The organism is Pseudomonas sp. 24 E 13, assembly GCF_900004715.1.
Lineage (GTDB): Bacteria > Pseudomonadota > Gammaproteobacteria > Pseudomonadales > Pseudomonadaceae > Aquipseudomonas > Aquipseudomonas orientalis_A.
This window is the reverse complement of record NZ_CVTO01000102.1, coordinates 93,502-113,024: the sequence shown is the minus strand read 5'-3', so window position 1 is coordinate 113,024 and position 19,523 is coordinate 93,502. Positions and strand designations below refer to the sequence as shown.

At 61.3% G+C, this 19,523-nt stretch carries 20 protein-coding genes and 1 pseudogene; 14 read left to right on the top strand and 7 right to left on the bottom strand.

The features are described 5' to 3' along the window. Positions 1-152: 152 nt before the first annotated feature. From BFP90_RS09335 to BFP90_RS09325, 3 genes are all read right to left on the bottom strand, one after another. Positions 153-1,052 (bottom strand): acyltransferase, encoded by a 900-nt coding sequence (locus tag BFP90_RS09335; RefSeq protein WP_065888014.1) that lies wholly within the window; start codon positions 1,050-1,052, stop codon positions 153-155. Beyond that, positions 1,053-3,152, bottom strand: a complete 2,100-nt coding sequence (pta, locus tag BFP90_RS09330; protein ID WP_065888013.1) for a phosphate acetyltransferase — start codon at positions 3,150-3,152, stop codon at positions 1,053-1,055. It abuts the gene before it with no gap. A gap of 79 nt (positions 3,153-3,231) precedes the next feature. Further along, entirely contained in the window at positions 3,232-3,522 is a 291-nt protein-coding gene (locus tag BFP90_RS09325; protein WP_122463691.1) for a DUF3565 domain-containing protein, read from the bottom strand. Here BFP90_RS09325 and BFP90_RS09320 point away from each other — a divergent pair. Further along, the gene (locus BFP90_RS09320) at positions 3,521-4,006 is read left to right on the top strand and encodes an FKBP-type peptidyl-prolyl cis-trans isomerase (protein ID WP_003171645.1); all 486 of its coding nucleotides are present in this window, start codon (positions 3,521-3,523) and stop codon (positions 4,004-4,006) included. The genes BFP90_RS09325 and BFP90_RS09320 overlap by 2 nt on opposite strands. A gap of 288 nt (positions 4,007-4,294) precedes the next feature. Here BFP90_RS09320 and rpsT read toward each other — a convergent pair whose 3' ends face one another. Then, positions 4,295-4,573 carry a 30S ribosomal protein S20 gene (gene rpsT / locus BFP90_RS09315; RefSeq protein WP_003171647.1) on the bottom strand — a complete coding sequence of 93 codons (279 nt, stop codon included), beginning with the start codon at positions 4,571-4,573 and terminating at the stop codon, positions 4,295-4,297. A gap of 253 nt (positions 4,574-4,826) precedes the next feature. On the opposite strand from rpsT, the gene murJ reads away from it, so the two are divergent. The 6 genes from murJ (at position 4,827) to ispH (ending at position 12,271) form a co-directional block, all read left to right on the top strand. Beyond that, positions 4,827-6,365 carry a murein biosynthesis integral membrane protein MurJ gene (murJ, locus tag BFP90_RS09310; protein ID WP_065891863.1) on the top strand — a complete coding sequence of 513 codons (1,539 nt, stop codon included), beginning with the start codon at positions 4,827-4,829 and terminating at the stop codon, positions 6,363-6,365. 119 nt (positions 6,366-6,484) lie between these two features. Next, positions 6,485-7,423 (top strand): bifunctional riboflavin kinase/FAD synthetase, encoded by a 939-nt coding sequence (gene ribF, locus BFP90_RS09305; protein ID WP_065888011.1) that lies wholly within the window; start codon positions 6,485-6,487, stop codon positions 7,421-7,423. Positions 7,424-7,437: 14 nt separating this feature from the next. Continuing rightward, positions 7,438-10,269, top strand: a complete 2,832-nt coding sequence (gene ileS, locus BFP90_RS09300; RefSeq protein ID WP_065896509.1) for an isoleucine--tRNA ligase — start codon at positions 7,438-7,440, stop codon at positions 10,267-10,269. Next, on the top strand, positions 10,262-10,774 hold the full coding sequence (gene lspA, locus BFP90_RS09295) for a signal peptidase II (RefSeq protein WP_065896508.1): 513 nt from the start codon (positions 10,262-10,264) through the stop codon (positions 10,772-10,774). The genes ileS and lspA overlap by 8 nt, the downstream gene beginning before the upstream one ends. A gap of 7 nt (positions 10,775-10,781) precedes the next feature. Further along, positions 10,782-11,222, top strand: coding sequence for an FKBP-type peptidyl-prolyl cis-trans isomerase (locus BFP90_RS09290; RefSeq protein ID WP_170875978.1), 441 nt, complete (start codon positions 10,782-10,784; stop codon positions 11,220-11,222). A gap of 101 nt (positions 11,223-11,323) precedes the next feature. Further along, entirely contained in the window at positions 11,324-12,271 is a 948-nt protein-coding gene (ispH, locus tag BFP90_RS09285; RefSeq protein WP_057725850.1) for a 4-hydroxy-3-methylbut-2-enyl diphosphate reductase, read from the top strand. Here ispH and BFP90_RS09280 read toward each other — a convergent pair. Continuing rightward, positions 12,225-12,801 (bottom strand): annotated as a pseudogene (locus tag BFP90_RS09280) (GspH/FimT family pseudopilin). The gene ispH and the pseudogene BFP90_RS09280 overlap by 47 nt on opposite strands. Before the next feature lie 204 nt (positions 12,802-13,005). On the opposite strand from BFP90_RS09280, the gene pilV reads away from it, so the two are divergent. The 5 genes from pilV (at position 13,006) to thiO (ending at position 16,315) form a co-directional block, all read left to right on the top strand. Next, complete coding sequence (gene pilV / locus BFP90_RS09275) at positions 13,006-13,491, top strand: type IV pilus modification protein PilV (RefSeq protein WP_065891867.1); 486 nt, start codon at positions 13,006-13,008, stop codon at positions 13,489-13,491. Next, entirely contained in the window at positions 13,488-14,195 is a 708-nt protein-coding gene (locus BFP90_RS09270; protein WP_065896507.1) for a PilW family protein, read from the top strand. Before pilV ends, BFP90_RS09270 begins: the two co-directional genes overlap by 4 nt. Before the next feature lie 4 nt (positions 14,196-14,199). Beyond that, positions 14,200-14,730 (top strand): pilus assembly PilX family protein, encoded by a 531-nt coding sequence (locus tag BFP90_RS09265; protein WP_065891869.1) that lies wholly within the window; start codon positions 14,200-14,202, stop codon positions 14,728-14,730. 11 nt (positions 14,731-14,741) lie between these two features. After that, on the top strand, positions 14,742-15,143 hold the full coding sequence (locus BFP90_RS09260; RefSeq protein ID WP_065891870.1) for a type IV pilin protein: 402 nt from the start codon (positions 14,742-14,744) through the stop codon (positions 15,141-15,143). Between the two features lie 62 nt (positions 15,144-15,205). After that, a complete protein-coding gene (gene thiO / locus BFP90_RS09255; protein WP_065891890.1) occupies positions 15,206-16,315 on the top strand; it encodes a glycine oxidase ThiO in 1,110 nt (369 codons plus the stop codon). Here thiO and BFP90_RS09250 read toward each other — a convergent pair. Both BFP90_RS09250 and BFP90_RS09245 read right to left on the bottom strand, forming a co-directional pair. After that, a complete protein-coding gene (locus tag BFP90_RS09250; RefSeq protein ID WP_065888002.1) occupies positions 16,302-16,535 on the bottom strand; it encodes a PP0621 family protein in 234 nt (77 codons plus the stop codon). The two genes, thiO and BFP90_RS09250, sit on opposite strands and share 14 nt — an antisense overlap. 127 nt (positions 16,536-16,662) lie before the next feature. Beyond that, the gene (locus BFP90_RS09245; protein ID WP_065888001.1) at positions 16,663-17,688 is read right to left on the bottom strand and encodes an outer membrane protein assembly factor BamD; all 1,026 of its coding nucleotides are present in this window, start codon (positions 17,686-17,688) and stop codon (positions 16,663-16,665) included. A gap of 149 nt (positions 17,689-17,837) precedes the next feature. On the opposite strand from BFP90_RS09245, the gene rluD reads away from it, so the two are divergent. Together rluD and pgeF are read left to right on the top strand one after the other, a co-directional pair. After that, positions 17,838-18,800 carry a 23S rRNA pseudouridine(1911/1915/1917) synthase RluD gene (rluD, locus tag BFP90_RS09240; protein WP_065888000.1) on the top strand — a complete coding sequence of 321 codons (963 nt, stop codon included), beginning with the start codon at positions 17,838-17,840 and terminating at the stop codon, positions 18,798-18,800. Beyond that, the gene (pgeF, locus tag BFP90_RS09235) at positions 18,797-19,522 is read left to right on the top strand and encodes a peptidoglycan editing factor PgeF (protein WP_065896506.1); all 726 of its coding nucleotides are present in this window, start codon (positions 18,797-18,799) and stop codon (positions 19,520-19,522) included. The genes rluD and pgeF overlap by 4 nt, the downstream gene beginning before the upstream one ends. Position 19,523: the final 1 nt, after the last annotated feature.

The following is a 19,523-nucleotide window of genomic DNA, read 5'->3' as shown; positions in this document are numbered from 1 at the left end:
AGAGGCCGCCATCGGGGGCAAGCCCCCTCCCACATTTTGACCTCGGAGCGTCAGGTAGATACGCGTTAGCCCCTCGCCACAGGTGCGGTGTCGCACCAAAATTGTGTAGATACCTATGGCAATCGGGGGCAAGCCCCCTCCCACATTTTTGATCAGTTGCGGTCTGGGAAATCGGTGTGCAGCTTGTCCAGCAAGGCATCCTTGTCTTCCCACAGCTGGTTGATCCAGCCCTGGAACGCCAACCGATACTCCCCATCCTGCTCATAATTGCTGCCAATAAACTCGGCCGGAATCCGCACTTCTTCGAACTGCACCACCACGTCCTTCACATTCCCGCACAGCAAATCCCAATACCCCGGTCGCCCGGCCGGATAGTGGATAGTCACATTCACCAGTGACTTCAATTGCTCACCCATGGCATCCAGCACAAACGCGATTCCGCCGGCCTTGGGCTTGAGCAGATAGCGAAACGGTGACTTCTGTTGCGCGTGCTTGCCTGGCGTAAACCGCGTGCCCTCGGCGAAGTTGAAGATGCCCACCGGGTTGTCGCGAAACTTCGCACAGGTTTTGCGCGTGGTTTCCAGGTCCTTGCCTTTCTTTTCCGGGTGTTTTTCCAGGTAAGCCTTGCTGTAGCGCTTCATGAATGGAAAGCCCAGGGCCCACCACGCCAGGCCAATCACCGGGACCCAGATCAGTTCCTGCTTGAGAAAGAACTTCAGCGGGCGAATCCGTCGATTGAGCACGTATTGCAGCACCATGATGTCGACCCAGCTCTGATGGTTGCTGGTGACCAGATACGAATGCTGGTAATCCAGGCCTTCGAGGCCGCTCAGGTGCCAGCGCGTGCGCCGCACCAGGTTCATCCAGCCCTTGTTGTTGGTGACCCAGGCTTCGTGGGTGTGATTCATCAACCATTCGCTGAAGCGCTTGGCGAAGGGCAGCGCCTTGAACAGCGCGACGATAAACAGGAACGAGCACAGCAGGATCGTGTTCAGTGCCAGCAGCAGGGACGCGATCACCCCACGTACGGCGGCAGGTAGAAAATCCAGCATTTAGATATCCATAGGTCGGTTGGCGGCTTGGATCGCGGTGAGGGCGATGGTGTATACGATGTCGTCCACCTGGGCGCCGCGTGGCAGGTCGTTGACCGGTTTGCGCAGGCCCTGAAGCATCGGCCCCAGGCTCACGCAATCGGCGCTGCGCTGCACGGCTTTGTAGGTGGTGTTGCCGGTGTTCAGGTCGGGGAACACGAATACCGTGGCCTTGCCGGCGACCTGGCTGTTGGGCGCCAATTGCCGGGCCACGCTTTCGTTGGCGGCGGCGTCGTATTGCAGCGGGCCGTCGATCAGCAGTGAGCTTTGCTGTTCGTGGGCGAGCAGGGTGGCCTCGCGGACTTTTTCGACTTCCTCGCCGCTGGCCGAATCGCCGCTGGAATAACTGATCATCGCCACGCGCGGGGCGATGCCGAACGCGGCCGCCGAGTCGGCGCTTTGCAAGGCAATTTCCGCCAGCTCCGCAGCGCTGGGGTGCGGGTTCATTACACAGTCGCCGTACACCAGCACCTGCTCGGGGAACAGCATGAAGAACACCGACGACACCAGGGTGCAGCCCGGCGCTGTTTTAATCAGCTGCAGGGCAGGGCGGATGGTATTGGCGGTGGAGTGGATGACGCCGGAGACCAGGCCGTCCACTTCGTCCAGGGCGAGCATCATGGTGGCGATCACCACGGTGTCTTCCAACTGCTGCTCGGCCATCGGTGCGTTCAAACTCTTGCTCTTGCGCAGTGCCACCATGGGCTCGACGTAGCGCTGGCGGATCAGGTCCGGGTCGAGAATCTCCAGGCCTTCGGGCAAATCGATGCCGTGGGCGCGAGCGACGGCTTCCACGTCCGCCGGCTTGGCCAGCAGCACGCAGCGCGCGATGCCCCGCGCCTGGCAGATCGCAGCGGCTTGCACAGTCAGCGGCTCGCTGCCTTCGGGCAACACGATGCGCTTGTTGGCGGCCTGGGCGCGCTGGATCAACTGGTAGCGGAATACCGCAGGGGACAGGCGCATTTCCCGCGGCGTGCCGCAGCGTTGGTGCAGCCAGCGTGCATCGAGGTGGCTGGCGACGAAGTCGGTGATGATCTCCGCGCGCTCGCGGTCATCGATGGGGATTTCCTTGTTGAGGCTATTAAGCTGGTTGGCGGTGTCGTAGGAACCGGTGCTCACCGACAGCACCGGCAACCCGGCCTGGAATGCACCGCGGCACAGCTCCATGATGCGCGGGTCGGGCAGGGTGTCGCTGGTCAGCAGCAGGCCGGCCAGCGGCACGCCGTTGATCGCGGCCAGGCTGACGGCGAGGATGATGTCGTCGCGATCGCCGGGTGTTACGACCAGTACGCCGGGCTTGAGCAGCTCCACGGTGTTGCGCATGGTGCGCGCGCAAATGATGATCTTGGTCATGCGCCGGGTTTCGTAGTCACCGGCATTGAGGATCTGCGCACCCATCAGGTCGGCCACGTCCCGGGTACGCGGCGCGTTGAGTTCGGGCTGGTAGGGAATGCAGCCCAGCAGGCGGAAATCACCGCTGCGCAACAACGGCGAGTGCTCCTTGAGGCGCGCCGAGAACGCCTCCATGCTTTCGTCGGTGCGCACCTTGTTAAGGATGACGCCGAGTACTTTCGGGTCTTTCGGGCCGCCGAACAGTTGAGCCTGCAGTTCCACGCGGCCGGACAGTTCGGTGAGCACTTCGTTTTCCGGGGCAGAGACCAGGATCACTTCCGCATCCAGGCTCTTGGCCAGGTGCAGGTTGACCCGGGCCGCATAACTGGCGCTGCGGGTCGGCACCATGCCTTCGACGATCAGCACGTCCTTGCCCACGGCGGCTTGCTGGTACAGCGTGATGATTTCTTCGAGCAACTCATCCAGCTGGCCGTCGCCGAGCATGCGCTCGACATGGGCCAGGCCCAGGGGTTGGGGCGGTTTCAGGCCGTGGGTGCGCGCCACCAGTTCGGTAGAACGCTCGGGGCCGGTATCGCCAGGGTGTGGCTGGGCAATCGGCTTGAAAAAACCGACTTTCAGCCCGGCCCGTTCCAGGGTACGCACCAGCCCAAGGCTGATGGAGGTCAGGCCCACACCAAAATCGGTGGGCGCGATAAAAAAAGTCTGCATGCGAATTCTCTGGAGGTGCATGGCTGGGGTGGCGCTCTATGCTTGAGCACCTACCGCGAATCAGGCGCCAAGGTTATCGTTATTCGTGCTGTTGCGCACACCAGCCGCAGGCAAAGGGTTGGCCTATTTTTTCAAGGCGTTGCGCGGGGTCGAGCACCCAGGCGCGCGACTGCCACGGCGGCTGGTGGCGCAGATGCTGGGTGTGGCCGCAGGACAGCTCGGCGACCCAGTGCAGGTCGTCGTCCTGGTGGAATCCGGTTATCGTCGAGACCGTTGGTCGGTCCCGTCCGTCCGGGTTCTGTTCGCTTTCGGACAAATCCTTGTTTAGACTTGTCCGTTCTTCATTCTTATGCAAAAGGTCTCGCCCCATGACGATCGCCGCTAACAAGGCTGTCTCCATCGACTATACCCTGACCAACGACGCTGGTGAGGTCATCGACAGCTCCGCCGGCGGCGCGCCGCTGGTCTACCTGCAAGGTGCGGGTAACATCATCCCTGGCCTGGAAAAGGCGCTGGAAGGCAAGGCAGTCGGTGATGAACTGACCGTTGCCGTCGAGCCTGAAGATGCCTACGGCGAATACTCCGCCGAACTGGTCAGCACCTTGAGCCGCAGCATGTTCGAAGGTGTTGATGAACTGGAAGTCGGCATGCAGTTCCACGCTTCCGCGCCGGACGGCCAAATGCAGATCGTGACCATCCGCGACCTGGACGGCGACGACGTGACCGTCGACGGCAACCACCCCCTGGCTGGCCAGCGCCTGAACTTCCAGGTGAAGATCGTTGCCATTCGCGACGCTTCTCAGGAAGAAGTGGCTCACGGTCACGTCCACGGTGAAGGCGGTCATCACCATTGATTGTGGTTTGATCAATCGGTAGCAAAAACGCCCCGACTGGTTCGGGGCGTTTTTTTTGTGCTTGAAAATATCTACCTGACACTCATGGGGTCAATGTGGGAGGGGGCTTGCCCCCGATAGCGGTGTGTCAGTCAAAGTATTTCTTACTGATACACCGCCATCGAGGGCAAGCCCCCTCCCACATTTGGATAGGTGTGCATTCCAGAAAACAAAAATGCCCCGGACCTTTCGGTACGGGGCATTTCTTAACTGTTACGCAACCTGAGGTCACGTGGCAGTTGTTACCACTTAGGCTGCAGCAGCAACGTTCAGAGCCTTGATGTGGCCATTCAGGCGGCTCTTATGACGAGCGGCCTTGTTCTTGTGGATGATGCCTTTATCGGCCATACGGTCGATAACTGGCACGGCCAGAACGTAAGCAGCTTGGGCTTTTTCAGCGTCTTTGGTGTCGATGGCTTTAACTACATTCTTGATGTAGGTACGAACCATGGAACGCAGGCTGGCGTTGTGGCTGCGACGCTTCTCAGCCTGTTTTGCACGTTTTTTGGCGGAAGGTGTGTTGGCCACCGTCGAGCTCCTCGAAAGACTTTTTAGGAAATAGCAAACAAAATAGGCCGCGAATCATGCCGATGACTTGATGGGTTGTCAAGAGCGGCTGATGCGAACTGCTGAGTGGTCGATCTGAAGAGGCGGGTGATTTATTTCCGGCGCTTGACCTGTAAACTCGCGAGCTTTGGCGCTGTGCTGTTGCAGGCGCGCAGTATCGCATAAGTAGGCGCTTTGTTCGCCTGCTCTTTATCTATAGGCGCAAACTCTTTCAATGAATCTGCTCAAATCGTTGGCTGCCGTCAGCTCTATCACGATGATCTCCCGGGTTTTGGGGTTTGTGCGTGACACCCTGCTGGCACGCATTTTTGGCGCCAGCATGGCCACGGACGCCTTCTTCATTGCCTTTAAACTGCCCAACCTGTTACGCCGGATTTTCGCCGAAGGCGCGTTCTCCCAGGCCTTCGTGCCGATCCTGGCCGAATACAAGACTCAACAGGGGGAGGAGGCGACCCGCACCTTTATCGCCTATGTCTCGGGCCTTCTGACACTGGTGTTGATGCTGGTGACCGTGCTCGGCATGCTCGCCGCGCCCTGGGTGATCTGGGCCACGGCCCCCGGCTTTGCCAATACCCCGGAAAAGTTCGCACTGACCACTGATCTGCTGCGCGTGACCTTTCCTTATATATTGCTGATCTCGCTGTCATCGCTTGCCGGGGCGATTCTCAATACCTGGAACCGTTTCTCGGTGCCGGCCTTCGTGCCGACGCTGCTTAACGTCAGCATGATTATCTTCGCGCTGTTCCTCACGCCGTACTTCGATCCGCCGGTGATGGCTCTGGGTTGGGCCGTCCTGGCGGGCGGCCTGGCGCAACTGCTCTACCAGCTGCCGCATTTGAAAAAGATCGGCATGCTGGTGCTGCCACGCCTGAACCTCAAGGACACCGGCGTCTGGCGCGTGATGCGCAATATGTTGCCGGCGATCCTCGGTGTGTCCGTCAGTCAGATTTCCCTGATTATCAATACGGCGTTCGCGTCGTTGCTGGTATCCGGTTCGGTGTCGTGGATGTACTACGCCGACCGCCTGATGGAATTGCCGTCCGGCGTGCTCGGGGTGGCCCTGGGCACCATTTTGCTGCCGACCCTGGCGCGCACCTATGCGAGCAAGGACCGCCAGGAATACTCGCGCATCCTCGACTGGGGCCTGCGCCTGTGCTTCCTGCTGGTGCTGCCGTGCTCCCTGGCCCTGGGAATCCTGGCCGAACCCTTGACGGTCTCGCTGTTTCAATACGGGCAATTCGACGCGCACGACGCCCTGATGACCCAGCATGCGCTGGTGGCGTACTCCGTGGGGTTGCTCGGCATTATCGTGATCAAGGTGCTGGCGCCGGGTTTCTATGCCCAGCAGAACATCCGCACACCGGTGAAGATCGCGATCTTCACTCTGGTCGTCACGCAATTGCTCAACCTGGTGTTTATCGGCCCGCTGGCCCATGCCGGCCTGGCGCTCGCGATCAGTGCCGGTGCCTGTATCAATGCCGGCCTGCTGTTTTATCAGCTGCGCAAGCAGCAGATGTACCAACCGCAGCCCGGCTGGGGCGCCTTTACCCTCAAGTTGCTCGTGGCGGTCGCGGCGATGTCGGCCGTGCTGTTTGGGCTGATGCACGTGATGCCGGCCTGGGACCAGGGCCATATGCTGGAGCGCTTCATGCGCCTGGGCGTGCTGGTAGTGGCTGGCGTGGTGGTGTACTTCGGGATGTTGCTGCTGCAGGGTTTCCGCCTGCGCGATTTCAATCGCAAGTCGCTGGGGTAGAGAGTTTGCCGCGATAAAACGGCTGTTTTATCGAATCGATCCATTTGGCCTGCGCTGTTGCCTGTCGTCCGGGGCCGGGTGTGGTTATAATCGACCACTTTATGAGCAAGAAGCGCGTTATGCAGCTGGTTCGAGGTCTCCACAACCTGCGCCCCGAGCACCGGGGCTGCGTCGCCACCATTGGCAACTTTGACGGTGTTCACCGTGGCCACCAGGCTATCCTGGCCAGGCTGCGCGAGCGTGCGGTCGAGTTGGGCGTGCCCAGCTGCGTGGTGATTTTTGAGCCACAGCCGCGGGAGTTCTTCACCCCGGAAACGGCGCCGGCCCGTCTGGCCCGCCTGCGAGACAAACTGCAACTGTTGGCTGAAGAAGGCGTGGACCGCGTCCTCTGCCTGGCTTTCAACCAGCGCCTGCAAAGCCTCAGCGCCGCCGAGTTTGTCGACCGCATCCTCGTCGATGGTCTCGGCGTGCAGCATTTGGAGGTCGGCGACGACTTCCGTTTTGGTTGCGACCGGGTAGGCGATTTCGATTTCCTGCAACACGCCGGCGTCAACCAGGGTTTTACCGTCGAAGCCGCGCAAACCGTCGAACTGGACGGCCTGCGCGTGAGCAGTACCCAGGTGCGTAACGCCCTGGCGGCTGCCGACTTCGCCTTGGCCGAGCGTTTGCTCGGTCGCCCGTTCCGCATCGCCGGGCGGGTACTGCACGGCCAGAAGCTGGCGCGCCAACTGGGCACGCCAACCGCCAACGTGCAACTCAAGCGCCGTCGTGTGCCGCTGACCGGGGTTTACCTGGTGAGTGTCGACATCGACGGCCAATCGTGGCCGGGAGTCGCCAACATAGGCGTCAGGCCCACGGTTGCAGGTGATGGCAAGGCCCACCTGGAAGTTCACCTTTTGGATTTTGCCGGTGACTTGTATGACCGGCGTTTAACGGTGGTTTTCCACCAGAAGCTGCGTGAAGAGCAGCGTTTCGCCTCCCTTGAGGCGTTGAAAACGGCGATCAATGCGGATGTCGCCGCCGCCCGTGCACTAGCCGCACCTAGCGCCCATCGCTAACCGAAGAGCCTTAAATGACCGACTATAAAGCCACGCTAAACCTTCCGGACACCGCCTTCCCAATGAAGGCCGGCCTGCCACAGCGCGAACCGCAGATCCTGCAGCGCTGGGACAGTATTGGCCTGTACGGAAAGTTGCGCGAAATTGGCAAGGATCGTCCGAAATTCGTCCTGCACGACGGCCCTCCTTATGCCAACGGCACCATTCACATCGGTCACGCGCTGAACAAGATTCTCAAGGACATGATCCTGCGTTCGAAGACCCTGTCGGGCTTCGACGCGCCGTATGTCCCGGGTTGGGATTGCCACGGCCTGCCGATCGAACACAAAGTCGAAGTGACCTACGGCAAGAACCTGGGCGCGGATAAAACCCGCGAACTGTGCCGTGCCTACGCCACCGAGCAGATCGAAGGGCAGAAGTCCGAATTCATCCGCCTGGGTGTCCTGGGCGAGTGGGACAACCCTTACAAAACCATGAATTTCAAGAACGAGGCCGGTGAAATCCGCGCCCTGGCCGAAATCGTCAAGGGCGGTTTCGTGTTCAAGGGCCTCAAGCCCGTGAACTGGTGCTTCGACTGCGGCTCGGCCCTGGCCGAAGCGGAAGTCGAGTACGAAGACAAGAAGTCCTCGACCATCGACGTGGCCTTCCCGATTGCCGATGAGGCCAAGCTGGCCGAGGCCTTTGGCCTGGCATCGCTGGCCAAGCCGGCGGCCATCGTGATCTGGACCACCACGCCATGGACCATCCCGGCCAACCAGGCGCTGAACGTGCACCCCGAGTTCACCTACGCGCTGGTGGACGTTGGCGATCGCCTGCTGGTGCTGGCCGAAGAAATGGTCGAGCCGTGCCTGGCGCGTTACGAGCTGCAAGGTTCGGTGATCGCCACCACCACCGGCTCCGCGCTGGAACTGATCAACTTCCGTCATCCGTTCTACGACCGCCTGTCGCCGGTGTACCTGGCTGACTACGTCGAACTGGGTTCGGGTACTGGCATCGTTCACTGCTCGCCTGCCTACGGCGTGGACGACTTCGTGATCTGCAAGAAATACGGGCTGGTCAACGATGACATCATCAACCCGGTGCAGAGCAACGGCGTGTACGTGCCGTCGCTGGAGTTCTTCGGCGGCCAGTTCATCTTCAAGGCCGACCCTGCAATCATCGAAAAGCTGCGTGAAGTCGGTGCGCTGATGCAAACCGCCACCATCCAGCACAGCTACATGCACTGCTGGCGCCACAAGACCCCGTTGATCTACCGCGCGACCGCGCAGTGGTTTATCGGCATGGACAAAGAGCCGACCCGCGGCGAAACCCTGCGCATACGCTCGCTCAAGGCCGTCGAAGGCACCAAGTTCGTCCCGGCCTGGGGCCAGGCGCGCCTGCACTCGATGATCGCCAACCGTCCGGACTGGTGCATCTCCCGCCAGCGTAACTGGGGCGTGCCGATCCCGTTCTTCCTGAACAAGGAAAGCGGCGAACTGCACCCACGTACCGTCGAGCTCATGGAGCTCGTGGCCCAGCGCGTTGAACAGGAAGGCATCGAAGCCTGGTTCAAGATGGACGCTGCCGAGTTGCTCGGTGATGAAGCGCCGCAGTACGACAAGATCAGCGACACCCTCGACGTATGGTTCGACTCGGGCACCACCCACTGGCACGTGCTGCGCGGTTCGCACCCGATGGGCCACGAGACCGGCCCGCGTGCCGACCTGTACCTGGAAGGTTCGGACCAGCACCGTGGCTGGTTCCACTCGTCGCTGCTGACCGGTTGCGCCATCGACAACCACGCGCCGTACCGGGAGCTGTTGACCCACGGCTTCACCGTCGACGAAAACGGCCGCAAGATGTCCAAGTCGTTGAAGAATGTGATCGAGCCGAAAAAGATCAACGACACCCTGGGCGCCGACATCATGCGTCTGTGGGTCGCCTCGACCGATTACTCGGGCGAGATCGCCGTCTCCGACCAGATCCTGGCCCGCAGCGCCGATGCCTACCGTCGCATCCGTAATACCGCGCGCTTCCTGCTGTCGAACCTGACCGGTTTCAACCCGGCCACCGACATCCTGCCGGCAGAGGACATGCTCGCCCTCGACCGTTGGGCCGTGGACCGCGCCCTGTTGCTGCAGCGCGAGTTGCAGGAACACTACGGCGAGTATCGCTTCTGGAATGTCTATTCCAAGATCCACAACTTCTGCGTGCAGGAGCTCGGTGGTTTCTACCTCGACATCATCAAGGACCGCCAGTACACCACCGGTGCCAACAGCAAGGCGCGCCGTTCGGCGCAGACCGCGCTGTACCACATCAGCGAAGCGCTGGTGCGCTGGATCGCACCGATCCTGGCGTTCACCGCCGACGAATTGTGGGAGTACCTGCCGGGCGAGCGTAACGAGTCCGTCATGCTCAACACCTGGTATGAAGGCTTGACCGAACTGCCGGCCGACTTCGAACTGGGTCGCGAGTATTGGGAAGGCGTGATGGCCGTGAAGGTTGCGGTGAACAAGGAGCTGGAAGTGCAGCGCGCGGCCAAGGCCGTGGGTGGCAACCTGCAAGCCGAAGTCACCCTGTTTGCCGAGGACGGCCTGACCGCCGACCTCGCCAAGCTGAGCAACGAACTGCGCTTTGTGTTGATCACCTCCACCGCAAGCCTGGCGCCTTTCGCCCAGGCTCCGGCAGATGCCGTGGCCACCGATGTACCGGGCCTGAAGCTCAAGGTGGTCAAGTCGGCCTTCCCTAAATGCGCCCGTTGCTGGCACTGCCGTGAAGATGTCGGCGTGAACCCCGAGCATCCGGAAATCTGCGGTCGTTGCGTCGATAACATCAGCGGTGAAGGCGAGGTTCGTCACTATGCCTAACTCTGCCAGTCGTTTCGGACGTCTGGGCTGGCTCGTATTGAGCGTGCTGGTGCTGGTCATCGACCAGGTCAGCAAGGCTCATTTCGAAGGCACCCTGGAAATGTTCCAGCAGATCGTGGTGATCCCGGATTACTTCAGTTGGACCCTGGCCTACAACACCGGTGCGGCCTTCAGCTTTCTCGCTGATGGCGGTGGCTGGCAGCGCTGGTTGTTCGCGCTGATCGCCGTGGTGGTCAGTGCGGTGCTGGTGGTCTGGCTCAAGCGCCTGGGCCGGGACGACACCTGGCTGGCCATCGCGCTGGCCCTGGTGCTGGGCGGCGCGCTGGGTAACCTGTACGACCGCGTTGCCCTGGGCCACGTGATCGATTTCATCCTGGTGCATTGGCAGAACCGCCATTACTTCCCGGCGTTCAACTTTGCCGACAGCGCTATCACCGTCGGCGCAATCATGCTGGCGCTGGACATGTTCAAGAGCAAGAAAACCGGAGAGACCGTCAATGACTGATCAGGTATTGGCTGAGCAACGCATCGGCCAGAACACGGAAGTCACTTTGCATTTCGCATTGCGCCTGGAGAATGGCGACACGGTCGACAGCACCTTCGACAAAGCCCCGGCGACCTTCAAGGTCGGTGACGGTAATCTGCTGCCGGGTTTTGAAGCGGCTTTGTTCGGCTTCAAGGCCGGCGACAAGCGCAACCTGCAGATCCTGCCGGAAAACGCCTTTGGCCAGCCCAACCCGCAAAACGTGCAGATCATCCCGCGTTCGCAGTTCGAAGGCATGGAGCTGTCGGAAGGCCTGCTGGTGATCTTCAATGACGCGGCGAATACGGAATTGCCCGGCGTGGTCAAAGCCTTCGATGACACGCAAGTGACCATCGACTTCAACCACCCGTTGTCCGGCAAGACACTGACCTTTGACGTCGAGATCATCAACGTCAAGGCGCTGGTCTAAAATGTGGGAGGGGGCTTGCTCCCCTCCCACCTTTGATCTCCATTATCTGTTGAGTCAGCGTTAATATTGACTCAATGTGGCTGCAAGACACGAGGCACAGCATGCAAATCAAACTCGCCAACCCCCGTGGCTTCTGTGCCGGTGTGGACCGGGCGATCGAAATCGTCAACCGCGCCCTGGAAGTCTTCGGCCCGCCGATTTACGTGCGGCATGAAGTCGTCCACAACAAGTTCGTGGTTGAAGATCTGCGTGCTCGCGGCGCCATCTTCGTCGAGGAACTCGACCAGGTGCCTGACGATGTCATCGTTATCTTCAGCGCCCACGGCGTTTCCCAGGCCGTGCGCACCGAAGCGTCCGGCCGTGGCCTGAAAGTATTCGATGCCACATGCCCGCTGGTGACCAAGGTGCACATCGAGGTGGCGCGCTACAGCCGTGATGGACGTGAATGCATTCTGATCGGCCACGCCGGTCATCCGGAAGTCGAAGGCACCATGGGCCAGTACGACGCCAGCAATGGCGGCGCCATCTACCTGGTGGAAGACGAAAAAGACGTCGCCAACCTGCAAGTGCAGAACCCGGAGCGCTTGGCGTTCGTTACCCAGACCACCTTGTCCATGGACGACACCAGCCGCGTTATCGATGCTCTGCGCACGCGATTCCCGGCCATTGGCGGCCCACGCAAGGACGACATCTGCTACGCCACGCAAAACCGCCAGGACGCGGTCAAGCAACTGGCCGATGAGTGCGATGTGGTGCTGGTGGTCGGCAGCCCCAACAGCTCCAACTCCAATCGCTTGCGTGAGCTGGCCGAGCGTATGGCGACACCGGCGTACCTGATCGACGGCGCCGAGGATATGCAGCGTAGCTGGTTCGACGGTGTCGAGCGCATCGGTATCACGGCGGGCGCCTCGGCCCCGGAAGTCCTGGTGCGTGGCGTCATCCAGCAATTGCACGCCTGGGGGGCCACCGGTGCCGATGAGTTGGCGGGGCGCGAAGAAAACATTACGTTTTCGATGCCCAAGGAACTGCGGGTGCGCTCGCTGCTCTGAACCCGCTTCGCTCAACCACGGCATAACGCCTGCTCGGTTTTGTCACTGCGCAGGCTGACGCGCCCACTTGGCGCCAGCACTATCTGATACAGGCTTTGTGCCTGCGTCGTGTCGCACACATGCACGGTGCCGGCACGAAACCCGCCGCCCGCAAACACCGGCTCCCCCAACGCGCTGAAACGTACCTGGCTGCTGACCGGGCCATTACCGGCCACCGGCACGCGCCCGCTGTCCTGTCGCTCCAATAGCACCGGATTCTCGTCATCCAGATGGCCGCGACCACTGATATCCAGGATCACCCGCCACCCTTGGCTCCAGTCTTGCCCGCGCGCATGGATGACCACTGCACGACTGCGTGCGATCGCCTCCGTGCGCGCATAACGCAGCCCGTCGGCCAGTGACCGGGCCACGCTTTGCTGCTGCTGCGATTCCAGCAAACCCTTGAAGCCGGGTATGGCCAGTTGCGCCAGAACGCCCGTGACGATCAGCCCCAGCAGTAATTCGATCAAGGTGAACCCTCGTTGTGTCATGTGCGTCCCTCCGTGGATGCGGTTGATCTTTAAGTGACAGGCATAGGTATAGCGGTTGCTCCCTGATGCTGAATGATGGCCTTTACGTCCAATGTATTTCCCTTTGTTCCGATAGCAGCAGCCGCCAAAAACCGGCGCTAGTCTTGGGGCGTACAGCAGGGTTCTGCTGTTTTTCTCCGGCCCTCGACATGGACGACGACGGTAATGCCTTTGTGCAGCAACACCTTATTTCTACGCGCAGTTCATCGACCTCAAGCCGGCATGACCCTGATCGAGGTACTGGTAGCTGTGCTGGTTCTGGCTATCGGACTGCTGGGGGCCGCGGCTCTCCAGCTCAACGCGCTCAAATACACCGACAATGCACGGATGACCAGCCAGGCCAGTTTCATTGCCTACGATATGCTCGATCGAATTCGCGCCAATGCCGGGGTCGATTACGCCTGGGCCCAAGCCGAACGCGCGCCGCCGAGCACCTCGACCGCCAGCGTGCGTGACCTGGACTTGCATGATTTCGAAGCCAATATCGTAGGTTTTGCCGGCGAAGACGCCAAAGGTGCCGTGGCGGTCAGCGGCAATGAAGTCACTATCAGCATCACGTGGGAAGACGTCAGGTTGGAGAGCAGCCTGGGTGCGCGGCAAACCTTCACCCTGAGCAGCCGTATCGCCAGTGGGCAAGGCCGATCGCAATGAACCGTCCCGCACGTGGTTTCGGGCTGGTGGAGTTGCTGCTGGCGCTGGCCGTCGGGCTGGTGCTGATCCTTGGCGCGAGCCAGGTGCTGATCGGTGCACGGCTGACCCAGGCCAGCCAGCAGGCCGCTACGGTGCTGCAGGATGATGCGCGATTCGTCCTGAACAAGCTGGTCCAGGATATTCGCCAGGCAGGCATGCTGGGATGTTTGGCCCCGGCGTTTATCGACAACGCCCCGGCGACCTTTGATCGGCCGATTGGCTGGCAAATGTCGGCAAGCGCAACGTCACTGACGCTGGTGACCGCCAATACCGGCGACGGTGCCGGCAAGCCAGACTGGACGGTAGTGTCCGACTGCAGGGATGCGGCACAGGCTTACGCCGGCACGCCGCCTGTGATCGCGCCCGGCCAGGTTCGGTTTGCCATACGAGAACTCACCTACACCCATGAGGCGGGGCAGTTGAAAATCAGTACGCCGTCGGCACCGGCCAAGGCGGTGCTGATAGATAACGTACGGGCCTTCGAGATCAGTTTCGGGGTAGCGGCCAGGCCTGAATCGACGGACGTGGCGCGCTACGACAGCCACCCGGCCGATGCATCGTTGATCCGCAGCGTGCGCGTGCGCATGACCCTGCAGGACCCGACCGGGCGCGTGAAGGATCAGGCCTATAGCGTCGTGGCCGCACTGCGCAACCGGCTGGAGTAGGGCGATGATCCTGAGTGGGGGGAGCCCTGTGCGCCAGGCGGGAATGGTATTGCTGATCAGCCTGGTCTTTCTGCTGTTGCTGTCACTGGTGGGGTTGTCATCCATGCAGGCCGCGATCTCTCAGCAGAAGGTCGCCGGTAGCCTGTGGCAACGTAATCAATCGTTCCAGACGGCCGAAAGTGGCCTGCGGCTGGGGGAGTCGGCAGTGCGCAGGGGCGGACCTGCGCTGCCACTTTGCCACTCGATCATCCACTGCGCGCCGCCCGCGGAGGCATTTTCGGTGGTTGGCCCTGGGCCAAATCCGGTCTCTGCGGTGAATTGGGTGGCGTTCAAGGACGGGGTATATGGCATTCAATCCCTGGGCGTGGGGATGGGCCAGGCGCATTTACCGCCGCTTATCCCGGCCGCGCTCTTTCGGGTGACGGCCGTGGGGCTGGGTGGCCAGTCGCGCACGGTGCTTGAGACGGTGTATGCGCGGGTGGGGGAGGGCGACGGCGCGCGGTTTCGGCGAGTCTTATGGCGGCAACTTCAATAAGGAGCAATTCAATGGGCATGGATAGCCAGGGCTTTACCCTGATCGAGCTGTTGATCGCGGTGGCGATCATCGCGTTGCTGGCCGGGATCGCTTACCCCGGATACACCGGCCAGGTAAAAAAGGTGTATCGGGTGCAAGTCGTCGCGCTGCTGAGCGAGCAGGCTCAACATCTGCAGCGTTTTTACACGCGCAACGGCACTTTTATTGATGCAGGCGGCGTCAGTACAGGCAATGATCACTATAGAATCAGCGCCGTATTGAACCCTCATGATTTTGTCTTGCTCGCCACGCCTGCCCCGCACTCAGTCATGGCGGACGACGCCTGCGGCCAATTCAGCTTGACCAGCACCGGTATGCGCAGCAATCCGGGAGCGGTGCCGCAAATGCCGCTCAAGGCATGCTGGGGGCAGTGATGAGAGTGCTGGATGAATGGGCGCCGGGCGCGCTTTTCCCTTTTTATCGGCTGGATCAAATGATGGCTAAGCAACAGCGAGTAGTGATTGTCGGCGGCGGCGTGATTGGTTTGTTGACGGCATACAACCTGGCGAACCGGGGGCAGGCCGTCATATTGCTGGAGCGCGGTGGGCTTGGGCAGGAGTCCTCATGGGCTGGCGGCGGGATTGTTTCGCCGTTGTATCCATGGCGCTATAGCCCGGCGGTGACCGCCTTGGCCCATTGGTCCCAGGATTTCTACCCGCAACTGGCACAACGGCTGTTCGCTGCGACCGGCGTCGATCCCGAGGTTCACACCACAGGTCTGTATTGGCTCGACCTGGATGACGAAGCCGATGCCCTGGCCTGGGCTGCGCGTGAGGGCAGGCCCTTGAGCAAAGTGGACGTATCGGCGGCCCATGATGCCGTTCCGGCGCTGGGCGGCGGATATTCGCAGGCGATCTTCATGGCCGATGTGGCCAATGTGCGCAACCCGCGCCTGGTCAAATCCCTCAAGGCGGCGTTGTCGGCGCTGCCCGATGTGACGATTTACGAGCAGTGCGAAGTCGATGGCTTTATTTTGCAGGGCGACACCGTGGTCGGCGTGAATACGAGCGCTGGCGCCATGACGGGTGATCAGGTCGTGCTCGCAGCGGGTGCCTGGAGCGGGGATTTGCTGGGAAAACTGGGCTTGGCACTGCCTGTTGAGCCGGTCAAGGGCCAGATGATCCTCTACAAATGCGCGTCTGACTTCTTGTCGAGCATGGTCCTGGCTAAAGGGCGCTATGCGATCCCGCGGCGGGATGGGCATATTTTGATTGGCAGCACCCTGGAGCATGAGGGATTCGACAAAACGCCGACGATAAGCGCGCTGGAAAGTCTCAAGGCCTCGGCGGTGGAACTGCTTCCCGCCCTGGCGGACGCCGAGGTGGTGGGGCACTGGGCGGGGTTGCGGCCCGGCTCGCCGGAAGGTATCCCGTATATCGGCGAGGTACCCGGCTTCAACGGCTTGTGGCTCAATTGCGGGCATTACCGCAATGGCCTGGTGCTTGCCCCGGCGTCCTGCCAGCTATTTGCCGACTTGCTGCTGGGGCATGCGCCGATCATCGACCCTGCACCTTACGCGCCCGCCGGTCGAGTCAGCGCTGGATAGACTTCGGCCCCTGCTGCAGATGCGCCTGGGTGCAATACCATTGCTGGCCCGAGCTCAGCGCCCGATCCTGCGGCACGTGCACGCCGCAATGGGCGCAACGTACCATCAAGGCGGCATTGGGTTCGCCGGTGCGCGGTTGTCTGGCGGCAGGGTTTTTGAATTTGCGCCAGAGCCATACCGCGGCGGCAATGACGGCGATCCAGAACAATAGACGAAGCATGATGGGCAGTTTCTCGGTAAGGAATGCGCCAGTTTAGCCAAGGTGGCCATGGGCGCACAGCGCAATAAATACTCGCCCATGAAAAAGGGAGCTCCTGAGAGCTCCCTTTTTGCGTTGCGTCGAACGGTCAGTCGAACACGCCGAAGGTCATGTAGCTGAACCACGAGCGGTCCTGGTTGTTACCCAGGGCTTGCGGCTCTTCTTCTTCGATCACGTCGCCGTTCTCGTCGTGCGGCTTGAGGTCCGAAGGAATCGCGTCCTTGGCATCCTGGTACTGCTTGATCACGTCCTGGTTGGCGCGTGTTTCGCCTGGCGGCAGCGGCGGACGGGACTCAATCAGGCCCAGGGTGTACTTGCTCAGCCACGAACGGTTGTCGGCTTCGTCAACCTGAGGCACGAACTGGCCGTCTTTCAGGCTCGGGTGGTCCGGGTAGTTGAGCTTCAGGGTTTCCAGGCTGGTGGTCGCCAGCTGATCCAGGTGCAAGCGCTGGTAAGCCTCGGTCATCACGGCCAGGCCGTCACCCACGGAAGGGGTCTCCTGGAAGTTCTCCACCACATAGCGGCCACGGTTGGCAGCAGCCACGTACGCCTGACGGGTCAGGTAGTAATGGGCCACGTGGATCTCGTAGGAAGCCAGCAGGTTGCGCAGGTAGATCATGCGCTGCTTGGCGTCCGGCGAGTAGCGGCTGTTCGGGTAGCGGCTGGTCAGCTGGGCGAACTCGTTGTAGGAGTCGCGTGCCGCGCCCGGGTCGCGCTTGGTCATGTCCAGCGGCAGGAAGCGCGCCAGCAGGCCAACGTCCTGGTCGAACGAGGTCAGGCCCTTCATATAGTAGGCGTAGTCCACGTTCGGATGCTGCGGATGCAGGCGGATAAAACGCTCGGCAGCGGACTTGGCAGCTTCCGGCTCGGCGTTCTTATAGTTGGCGTAGATCAGCTCGAGCTGGGCCTGATCGGCATAGCGTCCGAACGGATACCGCGACTCCAGTGCCTTGAGCTTAGCGGTGGCGCTGGTGTAGCTATTGTTATCCAGGTCTGTCTGAGCTTGCTGGTAAAGCTCGACTTCGCTCAGGTTTTCGTCGACGACGTCCTTGGTTGACGAGCAAGCAGCAGTCATGGCGAGGATGGCGATCAGCAGCAGGTGTTTCACTTGCATGGCGGCTTGCGTCCCTATGACGGCCGCTGTCTTGGGCGGGGCCGTCCTGTTATGATGAGCGCCCCGTTGAAAGCCTCGGGGCAAAAGACGCCGTATTTAACCACAAGCGCGCAGCCGAAACCAAAGGCTGTGCCACGCCTAGTCTGAGCATGTCCGATAAAATTGAACTTCGCGCAGAGGTGCCGTCCGAATTGGGCGGCCAACGCCTCGATCAAGTCGCCGCACAATTATTCGCTGAGCACTCGCGCTCGCGCCTTTCCGCCTGGATCAAAGACGGCCGCCTGACTGTGGATGGAGCGGTTATCCGCCCGCGAGACACAGTGCATGGCGGTGCGATTCTTGAGCTGACTGCCGAGCAGGAAGCCCAGGGAGAATGGGTCGCCCAGGACATCGAGCTGGATATCGTCTATGAAGACGATGACATCCTGGTCATCAACAAACCCGCAGGCCTGGTGGTTCACCCGGCGGCCGGGCACGCTGATGGCACCTTGCTCAATGCCCTGTTGCACCACGTGCCGGACATCATCAACGTGCCGCGCTGCGGCATCGTGCACCGTCTGGACAAGGACACCACCGGCTTGATGGTGGTGGCCAAGACCATTCAGGCGCAGACGCAACTTGTTACTCAATTGCAGAGTCGCAGCGTCAGCCGGATCTACGAATGCATCGTGATCGGCGTCGTGGTGGCCGGTGGCAAGATCAATGCACCCATTGGTCGCCACGGCCAGCAGCGCCAGCGCATGGCGGTGATGGAGGGCGGCAAGCAGGCCGTCAGCCACTATCGCGTGCTGGAGCGTTTCCGTTCCCACACCCATGTGCGGGTCAAGCTGGAAACCGGTCGAACTCACCAGATCCGCGTGCACATGGCCCACATCAACTTCCCGTTGGTCGGCGATCCGGCCTACGGTGGTCGCTTCCGCATTCCGCCTGCGGCCAGCCAGACCATGGTCGAATCGCTCAAGACGTTCCCGCGCCAGGCACTGCATGCACGCTTCCTGGAGCTGGATCATCCGACGAGCGGTCAGCGTATGAGCTGGGAATCGCCGCTTCCGGACGATCTGGTCTGGCTGTTGTCGCTGCTCAAGCAGGATCGCGAGGCGTTTGTCGGATGAGTGACTGGCTGATACCTGACTGGCCCGCGCCGTCTCAGGTCAAAGCCTGCGTCACCACCCGTGCGGGCGGTGTCAGTGAAGAGCCGTTCGACAGCCTCAACCTGGGCGACCATGTGGAGGACAGCCTTGAGGCCGTCCTGGAAAATCGTCGTCGCCTTACCGCAGCGTTCGATATCCAGCCGGCCTGGTTGCGCCAGGTCCACGGCACTACGGTGGTCGAGGCCGATCCGGGCCGGATCGCCGAAGCCGATGGCAGTTGGACCAGCACACCGGGCATCGCCTGCACCGCCATGACGGCCGATTGCCTGCCTGCATTGTTCTGCAATCGAGCGGGCGCCCGTGTTGCGGCGGCTCATGCCGGTTGGCGTGGGTTGGCGGCAGGGGTGCTGGAGGCGGCGCTCGAAAGCCTTGAGAGCCCGCCCGCCGACGTTCTGGTCTGGCTCGGTCCAGCCATCGGCCCGCAGGCCTTTGAAGTCGGTCCCGAGGTGCGTGAAGCGTTCATGCAGCAACTGCCGGCAACTGCCCAAGCCTTTGTTCCCAGCCGTAATCCCGGCAAGTTCATGGCCGACATCTATCAACTTGCACGCCTGCGCCTTGCCGTGCGGGGTGTCACCGCTGTCTACGGTGGCGGCTACTGCACCGTGACCGACCCGCGTTTCTTTTCCTATCGACGCAGCCCGCGTACGGGCCGATTCGCCTCCCTTGTCTGGCTTGACCGCTAGA